This window comes from Leptospira sarikeiensis (genome assembly GCF_004769615.1).
GTDB classification, from domain to species: Bacteria; Spirochaetota; Leptospiria; order Leptospirales; family Leptospiraceae; genus Leptospira_B; species Leptospira_B sarikeiensis.
Genome location: NZ_RQGF01000012.1, coordinates 510510 through 527279 on the forward strand (window position 1 = coordinate 510510; position 16770 = coordinate 527279).

Here is a 16770-nt window from a genome sequence, read left to right on the forward strand (position 1 = left end):
GAATTTTGAATATAAGGAAAATAAGATGAATGAAGAACAGTTTATCGAGCAAGCTTTGGAACATCTGGACTCCTTTGGTCCGGATCTGAAGAACGGCCTTAGCAATCATGCTCCGATGGTTTGCGAAGCTTTATATTCTTTAGGGAAGGCCGAGGCAATTCCGGGTTGGTTGGAAAAATACGGGAACCAATTTATTCCGAAAAAGAAATCCAAGAATAAAATAGATACTACGGATTGGAAAAATTTTCTAGGAGAGCCGGAAACATATCCGGAGTGGGAAATATTTTTTAGCAATGAGATCGAAACTGGATATTGGAAACAGGTCCTTGCCGAATGGGTTGTGAAGTTAGCACCAGGTATATGCGCGGACGCAACTCACGGAGTGATCAGAACTGGGCACGCGGTTAGAAATCTCGTAAGGAAAGAAACCAAATTAAGAAAAAAAGAACTAGCTTCAGGATTAGCAGTATGGGCTTCGAACTATTTGGAATTGCCGACTTCTTTCGATGCGTTATTAGGATTAAATCCTGAGGATGCGATCCAAAAAGTGGAATTCGCTCCAAATGGATCCAAAAACTCGAACGGAACGATCGTAACCACTTTGCAAAACCTTGCTCAATTCGAGACATTCGCTCCAACGATCGGCTATCTGGATGTTTCAAATAAGCCGGAAGATATCATTTCCGACTTAGCGGAAACATTCTCTAAAGTTGCCTTGAATAATGTAGAAGATACTTTATCCGCAATCGTATTCGTTCATTCCGTAACGAGTGTATCCGCTCTTAGAAGTATATTGCCTTTTTTGAATGAACCTAGGCAAAAGTCCCTTCTACGATATTCCTGGCAGTCTTCCGCAGCTCTTTTTGCATCATACGGAAAAAGAATCGATCTAAACGTTCCTGAAAGGTTTGAAAAGGAAACCAAGGAAGAAATGATAGAAGAGGCAATTAAACATGGGGACGAACACGTAATTAAGTTTACGGAAGCTTGTTTGAAAGAATACGGATCTAAGTCTTCTTCCGCATTTATTGCTGCTATCCAATTGGTGCGAAAACATTTGGATCCGATCTAATAAAATTTTAAGAAATAATAGTCCTAAAAGTCAAATTTACTCTTGGGTTGACTACGGACTTTGTTTTCGAAAGATTGTGAAGCCAATTCGTTTGCGTTTCTCCTTTCATGATCAATAAACTTCCATGTTCCAAGATCAGAGATATTTGTTCTCCCGAGGATTTATGTTTGAAGGAGAATTTTCTTTCGGCTCCAAGAGAAAGAGATGCGATCACCGTATTTTTTCCCAACGATTTCTCATCGTCGCTATGCCAAGCCATCCCTTCTTGGCCATTATTGTATAGATTAAGTAGACATGAATTGAATTTGTTCCCGGAAATTTCTTCTACGATTAATTTTAACTCGGAAAGTTCTTTATTCCAAGACAAAGCTTTTTTGGTAGTATTAGAATAAGTATATTCGTAATCGGAATCTCCGAACCAAGCTACTTTTCTTTTAGTAATAATACGTTTCCCAAAGATGATCGCTTCATCGTTTTTCCAAGGAATATCTTTTAATAAAACGTTTAGATAAAGATCTGCAGATGATTTGGAAAGTATCGGCCCATGATAATGTACCGTTCCGTCATACGGAAGAAAGTTTCGATTAGTTTGTTCTTGAAAAAGATCCATCTTTCCAAACTTTATATTTTTCTTTTAAACAATGGCCGCAAGGGCGGAAATTTTCTCGAATTGCTTCTTCTTCCGAGGCGAAAAATACACGATTCTTTCGATCCATTCTTTTGCCCGATTTGCAGGAGAGGTTTCCGTATATTTTTAATTTCATATTTCCTGCAAGACGGATCTTACGACTTCTAATATAAGATCTGACCGTTCCTGTGTCCAAGTCTTCATGAAAGATCATCATGATACCGCGTAGTGAAAGATAATGCCCAGAGTATGTCTCTCTCCACTTAGAACTTCGCTTACACCATGTTTGACTTGGGAACTATAGTATCCCTTTGAACCTTTAACAGGAAGAAAATCTGTAGTGAATAATATCATATCTCCCATTTTAGGGCGAAACACTAAAGGTTTTGATTGGGCTCGAGGTCTGGATAAGGTCAGAACGAATTCTCCTCCAGTATAATCTTTCTCGGGCCTATTCAGAAAGAAGGCGGCTTGCATCGGAAAATAGATCTCACCGTATAGATCTTGATGAAGGGTATTAAATCCCCCTGTTCCGTATTTTAAGAGTAAACTTGTAGGAAGAGTTTGTCCTTTCTCTTTGCATATCTGCTCTAATTGTTCCAACCGATCCGGAAAACGTAGATCCTTTCCTAAATTTTCCATCCATCGATTCGCGAGAGGAAAAAGTTTCGGGTATAATAAATCTTTTATACTTCTGATAAACTCCGGTTCTGGATCTCTAAAATATTTGTATTCCCCGATCCCGAAACGATATCTTTCCATGATCACAGTTTTGCGAAATAGATCCTGATCTTTATATAAGGAGATCAATTCTTCGCAAGTGGTAGGATCAAATATGTCGGAACAAAGGGATGCACCGGAAGTATTCAAATTCTCTAAAGTGCTTCCCCAATTCATTCTTGAAAAATCCGCTTTCATAGATCGTTTCTGTTTACTAGATCCGTTTTGGCAGCTTCCCAGCCGATCATTGCGATCTTTCTGGAACTTCCCCAATGGTACTCTCCGAAATCTCCATTAGATTGGATCACTCTATGACAAGGGATCAGAAATGCGACCGGGTTGTTCCCGATTGCAGTTCCAACCGCTCTGGAAGCATTTGGCCGTTCAATTCGTTCTGCAATCTGGCCGTAAGTGGAAAGATTTCCCATAGGTATTTTCAGAAGAGTTTCCCAAACTTTCAGTTGAAAGTCCGTCCCTTTCAAATGTAATTTAATCTGGTTCAACTTGCCCCAATCATGCGAAAAAATGAATAAAGCATTTTGTTGGATCAAATCGACAGTTTGTGAATAATTCGCATTTGGAAAAATGGACTTCAGCTCTTGGAAGGCCTTCTTCTCATTTTCAAAAAAAGAAATATAACAAATCCCTTTTGAAGTGGAGGCCACTAAAAGTTTACCGAAAGGACTTTCTGCAAAACTATAGTTGATAGAAAGATCTTTTCCTCCGTTTTTATATTCTCCCGGGGTCATTCCTTCTATATTCACAAATAGATCGTGCAATCTTCCCGTACCTGAAAGGCCTGAATCTAAAGCAGTATCCAATAAGGAGTTACCGTTTTCTTTCAGTAATTTTTTGGCATACTCCAGAGTTGTATATTGTAGGAACTTTTTCGGACTTACTCCCGCCCAATCAGTGAACATTCTTTGAAAATGGTGAGGACTCAGATGAAGTTTATTTGCGACGTCTTCGAGCCTCGGTTGAGTCTTAAAATTTTTACGTAGAAAATGGATTGCCTCTGCAATTCTATTGAAGTCTGTATTTTCTTGGTCTTTCATACGTTTGAGTATAAGTAAAAACGGAAGCCCGGAAAACCCGATACTTGCTTTTTTTATAGAATCAGATCATATCATCTGATTTTCGCAAAAGAAAATTTGGGCGGTCCTCCCGTTTCACGGGAGTCGCGCTGCTTCGAGTTCCGCTAGCGCTTCATCCAGGCAAAGCCTGGACTAAAGCTCTCCGCATCGCTACCGCGAAGTGAAACTGGAGCCTTGCGTCCGAAAAACTTTTTATATAAATCGTTTCTTTATCGAGATAGGGACTTCGATGTTAGCAGCATATATCTACATATTCCCCGTGATCCGAACAGAACAGAGCCGTATTTCTTCATTATCAAAATTTCTCTTTAATTCGCATTGCGGAATCTGGATTCCCCGTTCCGGACAGGGAATAGGTAAGCCCCGCCCATTTAGGGCGGGGGCCGGCCGGTGGTTTATCGTTCTGCAGAAAAAACTCCTTAACACAGTTTCGAAGGATTCACAATCAATTTTCCATGAGGACTTTGTAGGAGCTCCTACAGGAAAATGGAAAAGAATTCTTATTGATTGCTCTCTACTTTTTTCATTCGAAGGTCATTCTCAAAAATAGGATTTTTCTAAAATATAAACATTACCCTTTCTTTCAATACTCCAGTGGATCGAAGTCGTTTTTTGTAGAAAGGGAAAATCGTGACTTACTAAAATCAAGGCACAGTTCAATCCTAACAAAGCAGTCTCCAAACATTCCGTTCCGACGATATCTAAGTGGTTTGTAGGCTCGTCCATAATGATTAGCTGAGGTTGATAAAGCATCCCGATCGCGAAGAGTAATTTTTTGGTCTCTCCCGGACTAAATAAATCACTTTCTAAAAGTCTTTTCGGATCTGAACCTAATCTAGTAACGAAAGTCATAAGTTTTCCGAGCTTATCATCTCCTAGTTTTCTGATATCTTCCTTAATTGAAATTGTGGCTTTTTCATTGATCTCTTGAGGTATATAAAGAATATTTTCTTTTTCTAATTTGATCTGTTGCAAAATAAAACGGATCAAACTGGACTTTCCAAAGCCATTATTTCCTGTGATCCCTATTTTATCAGAAGGATTTATATTTAGATGATCTATCAAAAGTGATTTATCTACGCCTAATACAATATTCGTAGATCCAAGTGCCAATAAACCATTACGTCTGGATATTTCCGTTTGAAATTCTATCCCGGTCGTATATTCCTTTTTAACCTTATGTTTTTCGAGTTTTTCTGTAGTCTGATTCAATCTTCCTTGGATCTGATTGACTAATTTTCCTCCGACCCCGTCTTTTCCTGTCACCCTTGCTCGATTGAGTTTTTCTCTGGAGTCATGATCATTCTTTGCAATTCCACGTTTGGAAACTCTACTGTCAGAGTTTTGAGCCAACAGTTTTCTCTCCTGTAAAACGGAATTCATTCTTCTTTTTTCTGTCAGTAATTCCGAATATACTTTTCGATTATATTCCAGTTCGGATCCATACTGGGCTTTTGCTTCCGTGTAATTTCCTTTAAATGCGGAGACTTTGGGAGGATCTATAAATAAACAATTGGAACAAAGCGAATCTAAAAGTTCCCGGTCGTGGCTTACGATCAAGCCGATCCCTTTATATTCTAGTAATACTTTTTTGATAATCGATTTTGTCTGAATATCCAAATGGTTTGTAGGTTCGTCGATCGCCAAAAGTTCCGGATCTTCATATAAAACTTTTCCTATTTGAAAACGTTTTCTTTCTCCATGGCTTAAAGAATCCCATCGATTCAGCCCATCCTCGTTGATTCCCAGGATACTTTTTAGTTTGATCGCTATCTTATCGTAAGAATAGATAAAATCCTCGATATTATCAGGTGCAAAATCCGTTCTCTGCTCGCAATACGCAGAGGAGTCAGGCTTAAGGATTACTCCTTTCTGGGCTTTTAGTAGATCGGTGCAAAGTTTTAGGAACGTACTTTTGCCGGTTCCGTTTGGCCCGACGATCGCAGTCCATCCGGAATAAATATTTAAACTAACCGATTCGAATAAAGGTTCGGAGGAACCGTCGTAAGAAAAATGGATATTATTGATTTGAAGAAGATTCGATTTCATATAGCTTCCTGTTTCGGATCTTTCTAAAGTATTAAGAAAGATGAATGTTTATGTACGTGTTATTCTTGAATTTGAAAATATGCGCCTTGAGGCTTAAACTTCTGAATTCTTGAATCTCACATTGGTAAGCTTTGAAATCGGCAAGAGGCCTTGCCCTGTTCTTCTCCTTTAGACTAAAAGAAATTAAGCGTTACGATTGTTCGCAAGCAATTTCTGAATAAAAATTCCGCCATAGATTCGAGTAAGGCTGTGTAGGGGGCTCTGATTCGAAATTTGGAACTTTGGCAAGGCAAAATTTTCCGTTAGAATTGTGTAGGAGCTCCTACACAATTTTCTTATAAATTTGTTTGAAATGAGATACGTTTTGTGATACGGAGCTCTGAGTACCACCACACCGGCGCCCCTTCGCAGCGACAATAGGAGCGAGAAGACGACCAGCATTGCTGAGTCGGTGGCTGAAAGCCAAAAAGAGTCGTAACAAGTACGATCACACCGGTTCCCATCCAAAGAGGGTGGTGGGGAATATCTTATACAGAGATTTCAAATCTATCGGTGCAATTTGCTTGACTCTTTCTGATTCGGACTTTAAATTTCAAAATGTCACATAGTGTGACATTTTGGGTTTGCGTAAATGGGAACAAAGGAACAGACGAGAGAGCTTCTTTTGGAAGCAGCAGAAAGCCTCTTTCTGGAAAGGGGAATTCTTGCAGTTTCTATGGAAGATATCGCAGTTCAAGCTTCTTGCACTCGCCGAAATCTATATCGTTACTTCGAAACGAAAGAGGGCTTGAGTATAGAAGTCCTTCGCAAACTTTTAGCACCCTGGAATCATTTTCAAACAGAGACATTTCGCAATTTAAGAGAAGCAAATTTGTCTGGTAGGCAGGAGTTCGAATCATTTTTGAAGGAGCTTGCTTCTTATCTTGAAATTCATAAATCACTACTTCGTTTTACTGCCGAATTCGATTTTATTTTCCGAGATCGTAATAGTTTTCGGCTACAGGATTCGGACGAACAAAAATTGTACGAAGAGTTTCGTGTCTCGGAACAGATCCTTGTTCGGATCTTAGAACGAGGCGAAGACGATGGTACTTTGAAAATTTCTTATCCTATGTCCGTTTTAGTTCCTACAATCACGACCGTTCTTTGGGGACTTGGACAAAGAGTTGCACTTCGGGAAACTTTAATCCCGATCGAATTTGGAGTACAGGCAATGGAACTCGTGCAAACACAAATCGATCTATTCATATCAGCACTTTCTAATAAAGAAAGAACATAAAAATAGTAAGGAGAATCAAATGTCTAAAAGTTTCGAACTTCCAAAGGAATTATTATTAGGGAGCGCTACCGCCGCCACTCAAATCGAAGGAGGCGATGTAAATAATAATTGGTATCATTGGTCCTTGGCCGGCAAAGTAGGGAACGGAGAATCGAGCATTACAGGAGCCGATCATTATAATAAGTATGTAGAAGACGTAGAGCTTCTTTCTGAACTTCATCATGAATGTTATAGAATGAGTATAGAGTGGAGTAGAATTGAACCTGAACAAGGTAAATGGTCTTCGGAGGGAGTGGAACATTATAGAGACGAGTTCCGTAGACTTATACAAAAAGGAATAAAACCTTTAGTAACTCTTCATCATTTTTCCTGTCCTCAATGGTATCAAGAGAAGGGCGGCTGGTTGAGTGAAAACGCTGTAGAAGATTTTATTCGATTCGTAAAATTTTCCGTAGAAACTTTCGGAGATCAAATTTCAGAATGGTGCACGATCAACGAGCCGAATGTTTTTGCAAACGATAGTTATATGGATGGCAAATATCCTCCAGGAGGACACGGGGATATCGCTGCGTACATGAAAGTTACGAAGAGGATGGTGATCGCTCACCTTAAATCATACAAACTGATCCATCAGATCCGTAAAGAGAAAGGTTTTGCTGGAGAGACAAAAGTAGGTTTTGCACATCATATTGCTATCTTCGAACCTTTGAATTCTCATCCTTTGGCAAAGCTTGGATGTTTTTTGAGCGATTATCTATTTCATGAGATCCATATGAAAGGCTTTGTCGAAGGAAAGTTGGTCTTCCCACTTGGCTCCGGCTATCCGGAAGGGAAGGGGATCTTCTGCGATTTCATGGGGATCAATTATTATTCCCGACATCTATTTAAAGCTTCTTATAATCCAGGAAACCTTTTCGCGACTCCTATGGTAGATCCTACAATTCCGGAATCTTCTAAAAACGATTTAGGATGGGAAATTTATCCGGAAGGGCTTTATAAAGTCTGCCAAAGGACTTGGAAACGTTATAAACTTCCGATCTATATCACCGAGAACGGGATCCCGGATGAGAAGGATGAGAAGAGAGAAAAATATATCATAGACCATCTCTACCAACTCAAACGCCTTCTGGACGACGGAATAAAAGTTGAACGTTACTATTATTGGTCCTTTTTGGATAACTTAGAATGGAACGACGGATATGGGCCTCGCTTTGGTCTCGTTGAAGTAGACTATTCTAACATGAAACGAAAGCCTCGACCAAGCGCACTGCGCTATGCCAAGATTTGTCGTACTAAGAAGATAGTGAGACCGTAAAAGTTTACGCAAGGAAGCTAAGGGCAATCAACTGAAGATTGGAATTTATGTAAAACTTGCCCCCACCCAAGTTCGGGTGGAGGAGGTGGGCTTGTGGGAGAAGCGAGTTCCCCTGTATCAGCAAAACGTTCCTTTTGCAATCGGAAAATTGTGATTACGTTTTTGTAGGAGCTCCTACAAAAACCATAGCGAATTTATTGTTGCAATAGAATGACTTTTGTGCTAAACGAAGGCTCCGTTTCGGCGAAGGCGGGTACCACCGCACCGGCCCCCACCTAATCGAACGACCCGTAGGGAGTGAGATTCCTGAAAGGTTGCCGACCGGAGGAAGGCAAAATTTTAAATGAACAAGCTGCACTTCAATGAATACGTTCAAGAGGGCGGGGAGAACATTCCCCTTCAAATCTACTGTAAAATCCCATTAAGAACGCGCGTTCCATTTTATGATTTCCGCCTGATCTTGAAATGCTTACTATGAAATTTCTGATTTAAGTTTATGAAAGATTTTCAAAAAAGAATCTTCGTCCTCTTAGCGACTCCGCGTCTTTGCGCCTCAGCGTGAAAATAACTTGGCGCCTCCGTGTCCTCTGTGAACTCCGTGCGAAACAATCTCCTCTTGGAATTGACTTACGCTTCTATCGGCGAGCGAATGGTTTTTCTGCCTGTGACCTTCTATCATGTCTCTTCCGTATTTAAATCCAGGGATCTTCGCACATATCGATGCGGGAAAAACCACACTTCTTGAAAGAATTCTTTTTGAGACTGGAAGGATCTCAGCACCCGGACGAATAGAAGAAGGAACTACAGAGTCAGATTATTTACCGGAAGAAATTGAAAGAGGGATTTCTATCCAGTCCACAGTCGCAAGGATCCCTTATCCGAATTCTGAAGAGCCCAGAGTTCTTCTACAATTCGTGGATAACCCGGGACATTTGGATTTTCAGTCCCAGGCAAACGCATCTCTACTTGTTTCCGATTTTGGCTTAGTCCTCATCGACTCATTCGAAGGACTAAAGTCCCAAACCTTCCAAAATGTGGAGGCTCTTCGTAAATCCGGAAAACCTATATTATTTTTTCTAAATAAACTGGATCGCCCCGGAGCGGACATTCTTTCTCCTCTAGTGGACCTGGAAGTTGCTCTCGGAAAAGAGCCAATACTTCTTTTTAGAGAAGACGGAACAGTTCCCGTTCTCGAAGAAAAAGGAGAAGAGTCGGAGTTCCTACCTCTAATTGAATGGGATCACGGGCTTTCGGAAGAATATCTCAAAGATCATTCACTTCTCCCTAAGCTTGCTCTTCAGGGTTTGGTCCAAGGTTTTTGGAAGGGAGAAATATTTCCGGTGCTTGGAGGCTCCGCTCTTCAAGGAAGGGGAATTGCAGAACTTCTTCGTTTATTGGAAGAGTTTGCAAAAGGAAAACCTGCGTTTGTTTCTCCTGAAAAAAACTCACAAGGAATTGCTTTCAAAAGGGAGATCCATCCGGAATTAGGAAAACTTCTTCATTTCCAAACATTGGCATCTATCAAAGTCGGGGACGTCTTCCTACATGATGGGACCAAACATAAGCTAGAGAACTTATACCAAATTTCCGCAAGAGAATACGAAGAAACTTCCGAAGCAAAACCTGGCGAACTTCTCGCTACGACTTCTCTTTTGGATTGGAAGCCTGGGGAACTTCTTTCGAGACATAATACGGAAAATCAAAGCTTATTGTCTCCTATCCGAAAACAATTCCAAATCCTTATTGAGCCAGAGAAGGGAGAAGATCGGCAAGAGCTTTGGGATCGCCTTCAAGATCTGGCTTGGTTGGATGAAGCAATCGGTGTAGATATTCTCTCCGAAACCGGGCAATTTCGCTTATCAGGCACTGGAGAGTTGCATTTAGAGATCTCTCTTTCTCGTTTGAAGGAGTCTTTTACTAAAAGCTTTCAAACAAGTGGAATCAAGGTTGCAAGATTTGCTCTATGGAAAAATTTGGTTCAAAAGGTCGCATTTCAGCATACCGCGTTCGATCAAAAGATCTCGAGCGGTCAGGTGCTCGCGTCCTTGGAAAGTTCTCACAACTTTTCCAAGGGAGTGCGGTTTAATGTTCAGCTACAGGATACTGTAAAAGAGGCGATTTCTTCCGCATTTGCAGAAGTCACCGCCAAGGGAAAAGACGGAGAAGAAGTTCTCGGTCTTGAGATGATTGTCGAAGGTTATGAACCTCCGAGCGAGACAAAGTCTCTCGATCTATCCGCCCTGATCAAAGTAGCTGTCATCAAAGGTTTAAAGGACATAATTCCGGATCATTCGGATTTCATTGGTCCCCGTTCCGAGCTGGAGATTCTTACACCGAATCAATATCTTGGAGATATATTAGCAAGTTTAGCTAAGAGGGACGCGAAGATTCGTAAGGTTACTGAGTTAACCGAAGGACGTCACTTGATCCAGGCAAGCGCTTCTACGCAAAACTTGCTTGGCTTTAGCGGTGTCCTTAGAAATATGGCACAGGGAAGGGGCGTCCTATCTTTGGACACCCTTTTTGACTTTGATAACCATTCTGTATTGTTTTAACAAACAAGTCTGAATTCAGATTTGTTAATAAAGTAAGGAGTTAAAAACGCTATGGCTAAGGAGAAATTCGACAGGTCCAAACCACACTTAAACGTTGGTACTATCGGACACGTTGACCATGGAAAAACCACGCTAACGGCAGCAATCACCACTACGCTTGCAAAAGTATTGGGTGGAAAAAACAAAGCCGTAGCTTACGACCAAATCGATAACGCACCTGAGGAAAAGGCTCGTGGAATCACCATCGCTACTTCTCACCAAGAGTACGAAACTGCGAACCGTCACTACGCTCACGTAGACTGCCCAGGCCACGCTGACTATGTTAAGAACATGATCACTGGTGCTGCTCAGATGGACGCTGCGATTTTAGTTGTATCCGCAACTGACGGACCAATGCCTCAAACGAAAGAGCATATCCTGCTCGCTCGTCAGGTAGGTGTTCCTTACATCATCGTATTCATCAACAAAGCTGACATGCTTGCTGCTGACGAGCGCGAGGAAATGATTCAAATGGTTGAGATGGACGTTCGCGACCTTCTTAACAAATACAATTTCCCTGGCGACGATACTCCTATCGTTTACGGATCAGCTCTGAAAGCTCTTGAAGGCGACGAGTCTGAGTTAGGAGCTCCTTCTGTAGTAAAACTAATGGAAGCTCTGGACACTTACGTTCCAAATCCTGAGCGTATTATTGACAAACCTTTCCTAATGCCAGTAGAGGACGTATTCTCTATCACTGGTCGTGGAACTGTTGCAACAGGAAGAGTAGAGCAAGGAACTTTGAAAATCAACGACGAAGTTGAAATCGTTGGTGTTCGTCCTACTACTAAGACTGTTGTTACCGGAATTGAAATGTTCCGTAAACTTTTAGATTCTGCACAAGCTGGAGACAATATCGGTGCTCTTCTTCGTGGAACTAAAAAAGAAGACATCGAGAGAGGACAGGTTCTTGCTAAGCCAGGATCTATCACTCCTCACAAAAAGTTCAACGCGGAAGTTTACGTTCTTACTAAGGACGAAGGTGGACGTCACACTCCATTCTTCAATAACTACCGTCCACAGTTCTATTTTAGAACTACCGACATCACTGGCGTCTGTAACCTACCTAACGGTATGGAAATGGTAATGCCTGGTGACAACGTTACTATGAGCATCGAGTTGATCCACCCGATCGCTATGGACAAAGGTCTTAAATTCGCGATTCGCGAAGGTGGAAAGACTATCGGTTCTGGCGTAGTGGCTGAGATTACCGAGTAAGAGAAAGGGAATGGCTGGCCAAAAGATCAGAGTAAAGCTTAAAGCTTTCGATCATAAGTTGATCGACCAATCAACTTACGAGATCGTTGCGACTGCCAAAAGGACCGGAGCTACTGTCTCCGGTCCGATTCCTCTTCCAACGAAGAAGGAAATATACACAGTCCTCCGTTCTCCACACGTAAATAAAAAATCAAGAGAGCAGTTTGAGATGAAAACTCACAAAAGGCTCATCGACATCCTGGACACTAACGAAGATACAGTTGAAGCTTTAATGAAGTTACAACTACCTGCGGGTGTTTCAGTGGATATTAAATCCTAAGGGAAGAAGAAATGGCAAAGGGATTAATCGGTAAAAAGATAGGGATGTCCCAAATCTTCGACGAACAAGGAAACATCATTCCTGTAACCGTCTTAGAAGTAGGTCCCTGCGCAGTTTCCCAAGTCAAGTCCGCAGCTACGGACGGTTACGACGCGATTCAATTAGCTTATCAGGATGATAAAGAAAAACACCTGACAAAAGGCCAAGTTGGCCATTTGACAAAAGCTGGAATCACTACTCCGAAAAGAGTGTTGAAGGAATTCCGAAATTTCGGTGAAGAACCTGCGGCGGGTGCTGAACTAAAAGCACAAGACGTGTTCGCAGTTTCTGATATTGTAAAAGTTACAGGAACCAGCAAAGGTAAAGGTTTCCAAGGTGTTATCAAAAGATACGGACACCATGGTGGACCAGGAGCTCACGGTTCTCGTTTTCATAGACATCCTGGATCCATGGGATCCAACACTACTCCAGGTAGAGTATTCAAAGGTCGTAAATTACCAGGCCGTATGGGATTCGATACGAAAACCGTACTAAACCTAAAAGTGGTTCGTATTCACGAAGCAGAAAATCTGGTTTTTGTAAGCGGATCCGTTCCGGGACCTGCAAATTCCATCATCACTATTGAGAAGATATAAAGATCCGGTAGAGTCATGAAAGCACAGAAGTACTCAAAAGAAGGAAAACTGCTCTCGGAAATCGAACTTCCTGCAGCGTTGTTCGAATCCAAATACAGCAGCGGCGCGATTTACGACGCCATCAAGGCGGAGAACGCGAACCTCCGTTCTGGGAATCATCATACGAAAACTCGTTCGGAAGTTTCCGGGGGCGGTAAAAAGCCTTGGTCCCAAAAAGGAACCGGTAGAGCTCGTCAGGGTTCCATTCGCGCTCCTCATTGGGTGGGCGGTGGTACCGTTCACGGACCTCGTAAGAGAGATTATTCTTATAACGTTTCTCCTAAAGTGAAACGCAGAGCGGTTCTTTCCGTTCTGAATAAGAAAGCTCAAGACTCGGTTATCAAAGTTATAGAAGATCTGGATCCGAAAGAATTCAGTACTAAAACTTTCGCAACCTTGTTCAATAATATCGGATTAAAGAATACCGGAGTGATCGGATTCTTAGTGGGTGGAGAGAGCGACGTCGTTAAGAAGTCCGTTCGTAATATCCCTACTGTGAAATACATCAACTCCAAGCGTATCGCGGTGAGAGACATTCTATATAATAGAAATCTTGTGATCACTGAAGCGGCTTTAGGAGAGATCCTGAAACATTACGGAGAAACAAAATGAATCTTAACGAAGTAATTTTATCTCCGATCATCACTGAGAAGTCCCAGGATCTGGAAACTATCGGTGAAAAAGCCGGCAAAAGAACCGTAAAATACACTGTGGAAATCCATCCTAGAGCGAACAAAACTCTAGTGAAGGAAGCTTTCCGCAAAATTTATAACGTAGTACCTTCTTCCGTAAACATTCAAGTGTATCGCGGAAAGATAAAAAGATTCCGTCATCTACCTGCTCCTAAAGCTCATTGGAAAAAAGCAATCGTGACTTTCCAAGACGGAGCAAGCATCGACTTCGGAAAGGAAGCATAAGAAATGGGAATTAAAAAGTTTAAACCCGTTACTTCCGCCAGCCGTTTCAAATCGGTATTAACTTTCGAGGAAATCACCGAGTCAGAACCGTATCGCCCTTTAACGATCAGCCTAAATTACAAAGCAGGTCGCGGAGAAGGTGGTAAAATTGCGGTTCGCAGAAAAGGCGGAAGAGTAAAACGCAAATATCGTATCATCGACTTCAAACGTCGCAAAGTAGGAATTACCGCTACAGTTAAAACTGTAGAGTACGATCCATATCGTTCGGCGTTCATTTCTCTCGTTAGTTACTCTGACGGAGAATATGCTTATATCCTAAATGCTGAAGGCATGAAAGTTGGAGACAAAGTTTCCAATGGAGAAGGAGCTGAAATCAAAGTTGGAAACGCACTTCCGCTTGGAAAAATTCCTCCAGGCACAAACGTTCATAACGTAGAGCTTAAAATCGGAAGAGGCGGCCAGATCGCAAGAACCGCAGGATCTTTCGCTACTATCGCAGGTAGAGACGGAGAATACGTTCTTCTGAAACTTCCAAGCTCCGAAGTTCGTAAAGTTCATCAAAACTGCTACGCAACTGTAGGAATTTGCAGCAATAGAGATCATAACCTTGTTTCTATCGGTAAAGCCGGAAGAAACAGATGGTTGGGAAAACGTCCTAAAGTCAGAGGGGTAGTAATGAACCCTGTTGATCACCCACATGGTGGTGGTGAAGGACGTACTTCCGGAGGACGTCACCCAGTGACTCCTTGGGGTATTCCTACCAAAGGATACAAAACTCGTCGTAGGGCAAAACCTTCTGACAAGTTTATCATCCAGAAGAGAAAGGGAAATAGGAGCAGGTAATCATCATGAGATCTTCTAAAAAAGGTCCGTTCATCGACAGTCACCTCATGAGCAAGGTGATTAAGCTGAACTCTGAAAATCAAAAGAAACCATTTAAGACCTGGTCTCGTAGAAGTACGATTTTCCCGGACATGATCGGTCACACAATCATGGTCCATAACGGAAACAAATTTATCCCTGTTTTCATCAATGACAACATGGTAGGACACAAGTTAGGAGAATTTGCTCCGACTCGTACTTATCGTGGTCACGGAAACACTGATAAGAAGGCGGCTAAGAAGTAATGGAAGCCGTAGCAATCGCAAGATTTGTAAGAATGTCTCCACGTAAACTTCGCCTTGTTGCCGACGAAATTCGCGGTTACGAAGTGGCTGAAGCTCTCGACATTCTGAAATATACGAACAAAAGAGCGATCGAGCCAATCTTCAAACTGATCAAGTCCGCTTCTGCAAATGCGGTCGTGAAAAGTGACAGTGCGGACCCGAACAAAATGTTCATCAAAAAAATCCTCGTGGACGAAGGCCCAATTCTTAAGCGCTTCCGCCCTCGTGCTCGCGGTAGAGCTGCAAGGATTCGTAAGAGAACCAGCCACGTAACCGTGGTAATCTCGGATTAATAGAGGAAATCATGGGACAGAAAGTTAACCCAATCGGACTTCGTATCGGAATTACCCGCGGATGGGATTCTATTTGGTTCTCTCAGGGAGATTACAAAAAGAATCTTCATGAAGATATCAGAATTCGTAGATTTATCCAAGGCCGTTTCAAAGAAGCAGGCGTTGTAAAAGTTGTAGTGGAGCGTTTCCCTGAGAAGATCAACGTAAACCTTCACACTGCTAAGCCTGGTGTGGTAATCGGTAAAAACGGATCGAATATCGAAGCCGTTAAAAAAGTCCTTAAGACTATGACTGAGAAACCGCTTAACCTCAACATTATCGAGGTTAAAAAACCTGAGACCATCGCTCAATGTATCGCTGAATCTATCGCGATTCAAATCCAAGAGCGTCAACCTTTCCGTCGTGTAATGAAGCAAGAGCTTCGTCGTGCGATGAGAGGTGGTGTAGAAGGAATTAAGATCCTTATCTCCGGACGTTTGAACGGAGCGGACATGGCTCGCCGTGAAGGTTACCGTGAAGGAAGAATTCCTCTTCATACCCTAAGAGCGAAAATCGATCTAGGATTCCGTGAAGCAGCTACCACTTTCGGACAAATCGGAGTGAAGGTTTGGACTTACACTGGAGACTTCATCAATAATAAAGAAGAGTCCGAAGAAGATAAATACGCCGTTAAGAGAAGGACCAACTGATCGTCCTTGATGATCCAAAGGTAAAAAACGATGTTATCACCTAAAAGAGTTAAGTTCAGAAAAAGACAAAGGGGCCGCTTAAAAGGAAACGATGAGCGCGGTTCCAAAGTGTCCTTTGGTGAGTTCGGTTTAAAAGCCGTAACTTCCGGACGTTTGACTGCAAGACAGATCGAGGCAGCAAGGATCACCATCAACCGCCAAGTAAAAAGAGGCGGGAAATTATGGATTAGGATCTTCCCTCATCTACCTATTACCAAAAAACCTGCGGAAACTCGTATGGGTAAAGGTAAAGGTAACCCTGAGTTCTGGATCGCAGAGATCAGACCTGGTCGCGTTTTATTCGAAATGAGCGGTATCGATGAAGCAACCGCTAAAAAGGCATTGGACTTGGCAGCTTATAAACTTCCTGTTCAAACCGAATTTGTGAAGAGGTCTACACTGTGAAAAAGATCAAACTCGCAGAATTGAAAGACGCTGAAATTTTAGCGCAACTTGAAGACGCACGTAAGGTAATCCGTACGGCACGTTTTCAATACGGAGTGGCTCGTTCTTTAGAGAACCCGAAGGTGATCACTAACGCGAAGAAAAAAATCGCACGCCTTCTCACTATCCAAAAGAACAGAGAGCTAGCTGCGAAGCCTGGTTCCACAAAGACCAAACGTTATACTAGAGCGACTCGTAAGAAACAAGCTTTAGCAAAATCGAATGCTTCCGCGAAAAAAGCAGCTAAGGGAACGAACTGA

At 42.0% G+C, this 16770-nt stretch carries 20 protein-coding genes; 15 read left to right on the forward strand and 5 right to left on the reverse strand.

Going from position 1 to position 16770, the window contains the following annotated elements:
• Window positions 1–25 precede the first annotated feature (25 nt).
• On the forward strand, window positions 26–1072 hold the full coding sequence (locus tag EHQ64_RS06850) for a questin oxidase family protein (RefSeq protein WP_135648735.1): 1047 nt from the start codon (window positions 26–28) through the stop codon (window positions 1070–1072).
• Window positions 1073–1079: 7 nt separating this feature from the next.
• Here the strand turns inward: EHQ64_RS06850 and EHQ64_RS06855 are convergent, their stop codons facing one another.
• The 5 genes from EHQ64_RS06855 to EHQ64_RS06875 all read right to left on the reverse strand — a co-directional run bounded on the left by EHQ64_RS06855 (window position 1080) and on the right by EHQ64_RS06875 (window position 5563).
• Window positions 1080–1682, reverse strand: a complete 603-nt coding sequence (locus tag EHQ64_RS06855) for an alpha-ketoglutarate-dependent dioxygenase AlkB family protein (protein ID WP_135648736.1) — start codon at window positions 1680–1682, stop codon at window positions 1080–1082.
• The gene (locus EHQ64_RS06860; RefSeq protein ID WP_210410816.1) at window positions 1657–1917 is read right to left on the reverse strand and encodes an Ada metal-binding domain-containing protein; all 261 of its coding nucleotides are present in this window, start codon (window positions 1915–1917) and stop codon (window positions 1657–1659) included. Before EHQ64_RS06860 ends, EHQ64_RS06855 begins: the two co-directional genes overlap by 26 nt.
• Window positions 1914–2618: a 2OG-Fe(II) oxygenase gene (locus tag EHQ64_RS06865; protein WP_135648737.1), complete on the reverse strand. Its 705-nt coding sequence runs from the start codon at window positions 2616–2618 to the stop codon at window positions 1914–1916. Before EHQ64_RS06865 ends, EHQ64_RS06860 begins: the two co-directional genes overlap by 4 nt.
• Window positions 2615–3475, reverse strand: a complete 861-nt coding sequence (locus EHQ64_RS06870) for a methylated-DNA--[protein]-cysteine S-methyltransferase (protein WP_135648738.1) — start codon at window positions 3473–3475, stop codon at window positions 2615–2617. Before EHQ64_RS06870 ends, EHQ64_RS06865 begins: the two co-directional genes overlap by 4 nt.
• Window positions 3476–4054: 579 nt before the next feature.
• Window positions 4055–5563, reverse strand: a complete 1509-nt coding sequence (locus EHQ64_RS06875) for an ATP-binding cassette domain-containing protein (protein WP_135648739.1) — start codon at window positions 5561–5563, stop codon at window positions 4055–4057.
• Between the two features lie 631 nt (window positions 5564–6194).
• Between EHQ64_RS06875 and EHQ64_RS06880 the strand changes: the two genes are divergently transcribed.
• The 14 genes from EHQ64_RS06880 to rpmC all read left to right on the forward strand — a co-directional run bounded on the left by EHQ64_RS06880 (window position 6195) and on the right by rpmC (window position 16770).
• Window positions 6195–6842: a TetR/AcrR family transcriptional regulator gene (locus EHQ64_RS06880; protein WP_135648740.1), complete on the forward strand. Its 648-nt coding sequence runs from the start codon at window positions 6195–6197 to the stop codon at window positions 6840–6842.
• A 19-nt stretch (window positions 6843–6861) separates the two neighbouring features.
• A complete protein-coding gene (locus tag EHQ64_RS06885) occupies window positions 6862–8157 on the forward strand; it encodes a glycoside hydrolase family 1 protein (protein WP_135648741.1) in 1296 nt (431 codons plus the stop codon).
• Window positions 8158–8834: 677 nt separating this feature from the next.
• The gene (locus tag EHQ64_RS06890; RefSeq protein WP_135648742.1) at window positions 8835–10712 is read left to right on the forward strand and encodes an elongation factor G-like protein; all 1878 of its coding nucleotides are present in this window, start codon (window positions 8835–8837) and stop codon (window positions 10710–10712) included.
• 51 nt (window positions 10713–10763) lie between these two features.
• Window positions 10764–11969, forward strand: a complete 1206-nt coding sequence (gene tuf, locus EHQ64_RS06895; protein ID WP_135648743.1) for an elongation factor Tu — start codon at window positions 10764–10766, stop codon at window positions 11967–11969.
• A 10-nt stretch (window positions 11970–11979) separates the two neighbouring features.
• The gene (gene rpsJ / locus EHQ64_RS06900; protein ID WP_008593919.1) at window positions 11980–12288 is read left to right on the forward strand and encodes a 30S ribosomal protein S10; all 309 of its coding nucleotides are present in this window, start codon (window positions 11980–11982) and stop codon (window positions 12286–12288) included.
• An 11-nt stretch (window positions 12289–12299) separates the two neighbouring features.
• The gene (rplC, locus tag EHQ64_RS06905; protein WP_135648744.1) at window positions 12300–12923 is read left to right on the forward strand and encodes a 50S ribosomal protein L3; all 624 of its coding nucleotides are present in this window, start codon (window positions 12300–12302) and stop codon (window positions 12921–12923) included.
• Between the two features lie 15 nt (window positions 12924–12938).
• The gene (gene rplD, locus EHQ64_RS06910; protein WP_135648745.1) at window positions 12939–13574 is read left to right on the forward strand and encodes a 50S ribosomal protein L4; all 636 of its coding nucleotides are present in this window, start codon (window positions 12939–12941) and stop codon (window positions 13572–13574) included.
• Window positions 13571–13879, forward strand: a complete 309-nt coding sequence (locus EHQ64_RS06915; protein WP_086448201.1) for a 50S ribosomal protein L23 — start codon at window positions 13571–13573, stop codon at window positions 13877–13879. The genes rplD and EHQ64_RS06915 overlap by 4 nt, the downstream gene beginning before the upstream one ends.
• A 3-nt stretch (window positions 13880–13882) precedes the next feature.
• Window positions 13883–14722, forward strand: coding sequence for a 50S ribosomal protein L2 (gene rplB / locus EHQ64_RS06920; protein WP_135648746.1), 840 nt, complete (start codon window positions 13883–13885; stop codon window positions 14720–14722).
• A gap of 2 nt (window positions 14723–14724) precedes the next feature.
• Entirely contained in the window at window positions 14725–15006 is a 282-nt protein-coding gene (rpsS, locus tag EHQ64_RS06925) for a 30S ribosomal protein S19 (RefSeq protein ID WP_024863921.1), read from the forward strand.
• A complete protein-coding gene (gene rplV / locus EHQ64_RS06930) occupies window positions 15006–15338 on the forward strand; it encodes a 50S ribosomal protein L22 (RefSeq protein WP_135648747.1) in 333 nt (110 codons plus the stop codon). Before rpsS ends, rplV begins: the two co-directional genes overlap by 1 nt.
• A gap of 11 nt (window positions 15339–15349) precedes the next feature.
• The gene (gene rpsC, locus EHQ64_RS06935) at window positions 15350–16027 is read left to right on the forward strand and encodes a 30S ribosomal protein S3 (protein WP_135648748.1); all 678 of its coding nucleotides are present in this window, start codon (window positions 15350–15352) and stop codon (window positions 16025–16027) included.
• Between the two features lie 30 nt (window positions 16028–16057).
• Window positions 16058–16471 carry a 50S ribosomal protein L16 gene (rplP, locus tag EHQ64_RS06940; protein WP_008593851.1) on the forward strand — a complete coding sequence of 138 codons (414 nt, stop codon included), beginning with the start codon at window positions 16058–16060 and terminating at the stop codon, window positions 16469–16471.
• On the forward strand, window positions 16468–16770 hold the full coding sequence (gene rpmC, locus EHQ64_RS06945; RefSeq protein WP_135648749.1) for a 50S ribosomal protein L29: 303 nt from the start codon (window positions 16468–16470) through the stop codon (window positions 16768–16770). The genes rplP and rpmC overlap by 4 nt, the downstream gene beginning before the upstream one ends.

What these genes read in the sequence shown, in the direction of transcription:
- EHQ64_RS06850 (WP_135648735.1), top strand. Translation starts at nt 26, where the DNA reads ATGAATGAAGAACAGTTTATCGAGCAAGCTTTGGAACATCTGGACTCC.
- EHQ64_RS06855 (WP_135648736.1), bottom strand. Translation starts at nt 1,682, where the DNA reads ATGGATCTTTTTCAAGAACAAACTAATCGAAACTTTCTTCCGTATGAC.
- EHQ64_RS06860 (WP_210410816.1), bottom strand. Translation starts at nt 1,917, where the DNA reads ATGATGATCTTTCATGAAGACTTGGACACAGGAACGGTCAGATCTTAT.
- EHQ64_RS06865 (WP_135648737.1), bottom strand. Translation starts at nt 2,618, where the DNA reads ATGAAAGCGGATTTTTCAAGAATGAATTGGGGAAGCACTTTAGAGAAT.
- EHQ64_RS06870 (WP_135648738.1), bottom strand. Translation starts at nt 3,475, where the DNA reads ATGAAAGACCAAGAAAATACAGACTTCAATAGAATTGCAGAGGCAATC.
- EHQ64_RS06875 (WP_135648739.1), bottom strand. Translation starts at nt 5,563, where the DNA reads ATGAAATCGAATCTTCTTCAAATCAATAATATCCATTTTTCTTACGAC.
- EHQ64_RS06880 (WP_135648740.1), top strand. Translation starts at nt 6,195, where the DNA reads ATGGGAACAAAGGAACAGACGAGAGAGCTTCTTTTGGAAGCAGCAGAA.
- EHQ64_RS06885 (WP_135648741.1), top strand. Translation starts at nt 6,862, where the DNA reads ATGTCTAAAAGTTTCGAACTTCCAAAGGAATTATTATTAGGGAGCGCT.
- EHQ64_RS06890 (WP_135648742.1), top strand. Translation starts at nt 8,835, where the DNA reads ATGTCTCTTCCGTATTTAAATCCAGGGATCTTCGCACATATCGATGCG.
- tuf (WP_135648743.1), top strand. Translation starts at nt 10,764, where the DNA reads ATGGCTAAGGAGAAATTCGACAGGTCCAAACCACACTTAAACGTTGGT.
- rpsJ (WP_008593919.1), top strand. Translation starts at nt 11,980, where the DNA reads ATGGCTGGCCAAAAGATCAGAGTAAAGCTTAAAGCTTTCGATCATAAG.
- rplC (WP_135648744.1), top strand. Translation starts at nt 12,300, where the DNA reads ATGGCAAAGGGATTAATCGGTAAAAAGATAGGGATGTCCCAAATCTTC.
- rplD (WP_135648745.1), top strand. Translation starts at nt 12,939, where the DNA reads ATGAAAGCACAGAAGTACTCAAAAGAAGGAAAACTGCTCTCGGAAATC.
- EHQ64_RS06915 (WP_086448201.1), top strand. Translation starts at nt 13,571, where the DNA reads ATGAATCTTAACGAAGTAATTTTATCTCCGATCATCACTGAGAAGTCC.
- rplB (WP_135648746.1), top strand. Translation starts at nt 13,883, where the DNA reads ATGGGAATTAAAAAGTTTAAACCCGTTACTTCCGCCAGCCGTTTCAAA.
- rplV (WP_135648747.1), top strand. Translation starts at nt 15,006, where the DNA reads ATGGAAGCCGTAGCAATCGCAAGATTTGTAAGAATGTCTCCACGTAAA.
- rpsC (WP_135648748.1), top strand. Translation starts at nt 15,350, where the DNA reads ATGGGACAGAAAGTTAACCCAATCGGACTTCGTATCGGAATTACCCGC.
- rplP (WP_008593851.1), top strand. Translation starts at nt 16,058, where the DNA reads ATGTTATCACCTAAAAGAGTTAAGTTCAGAAAAAGACAAAGGGGCCGC.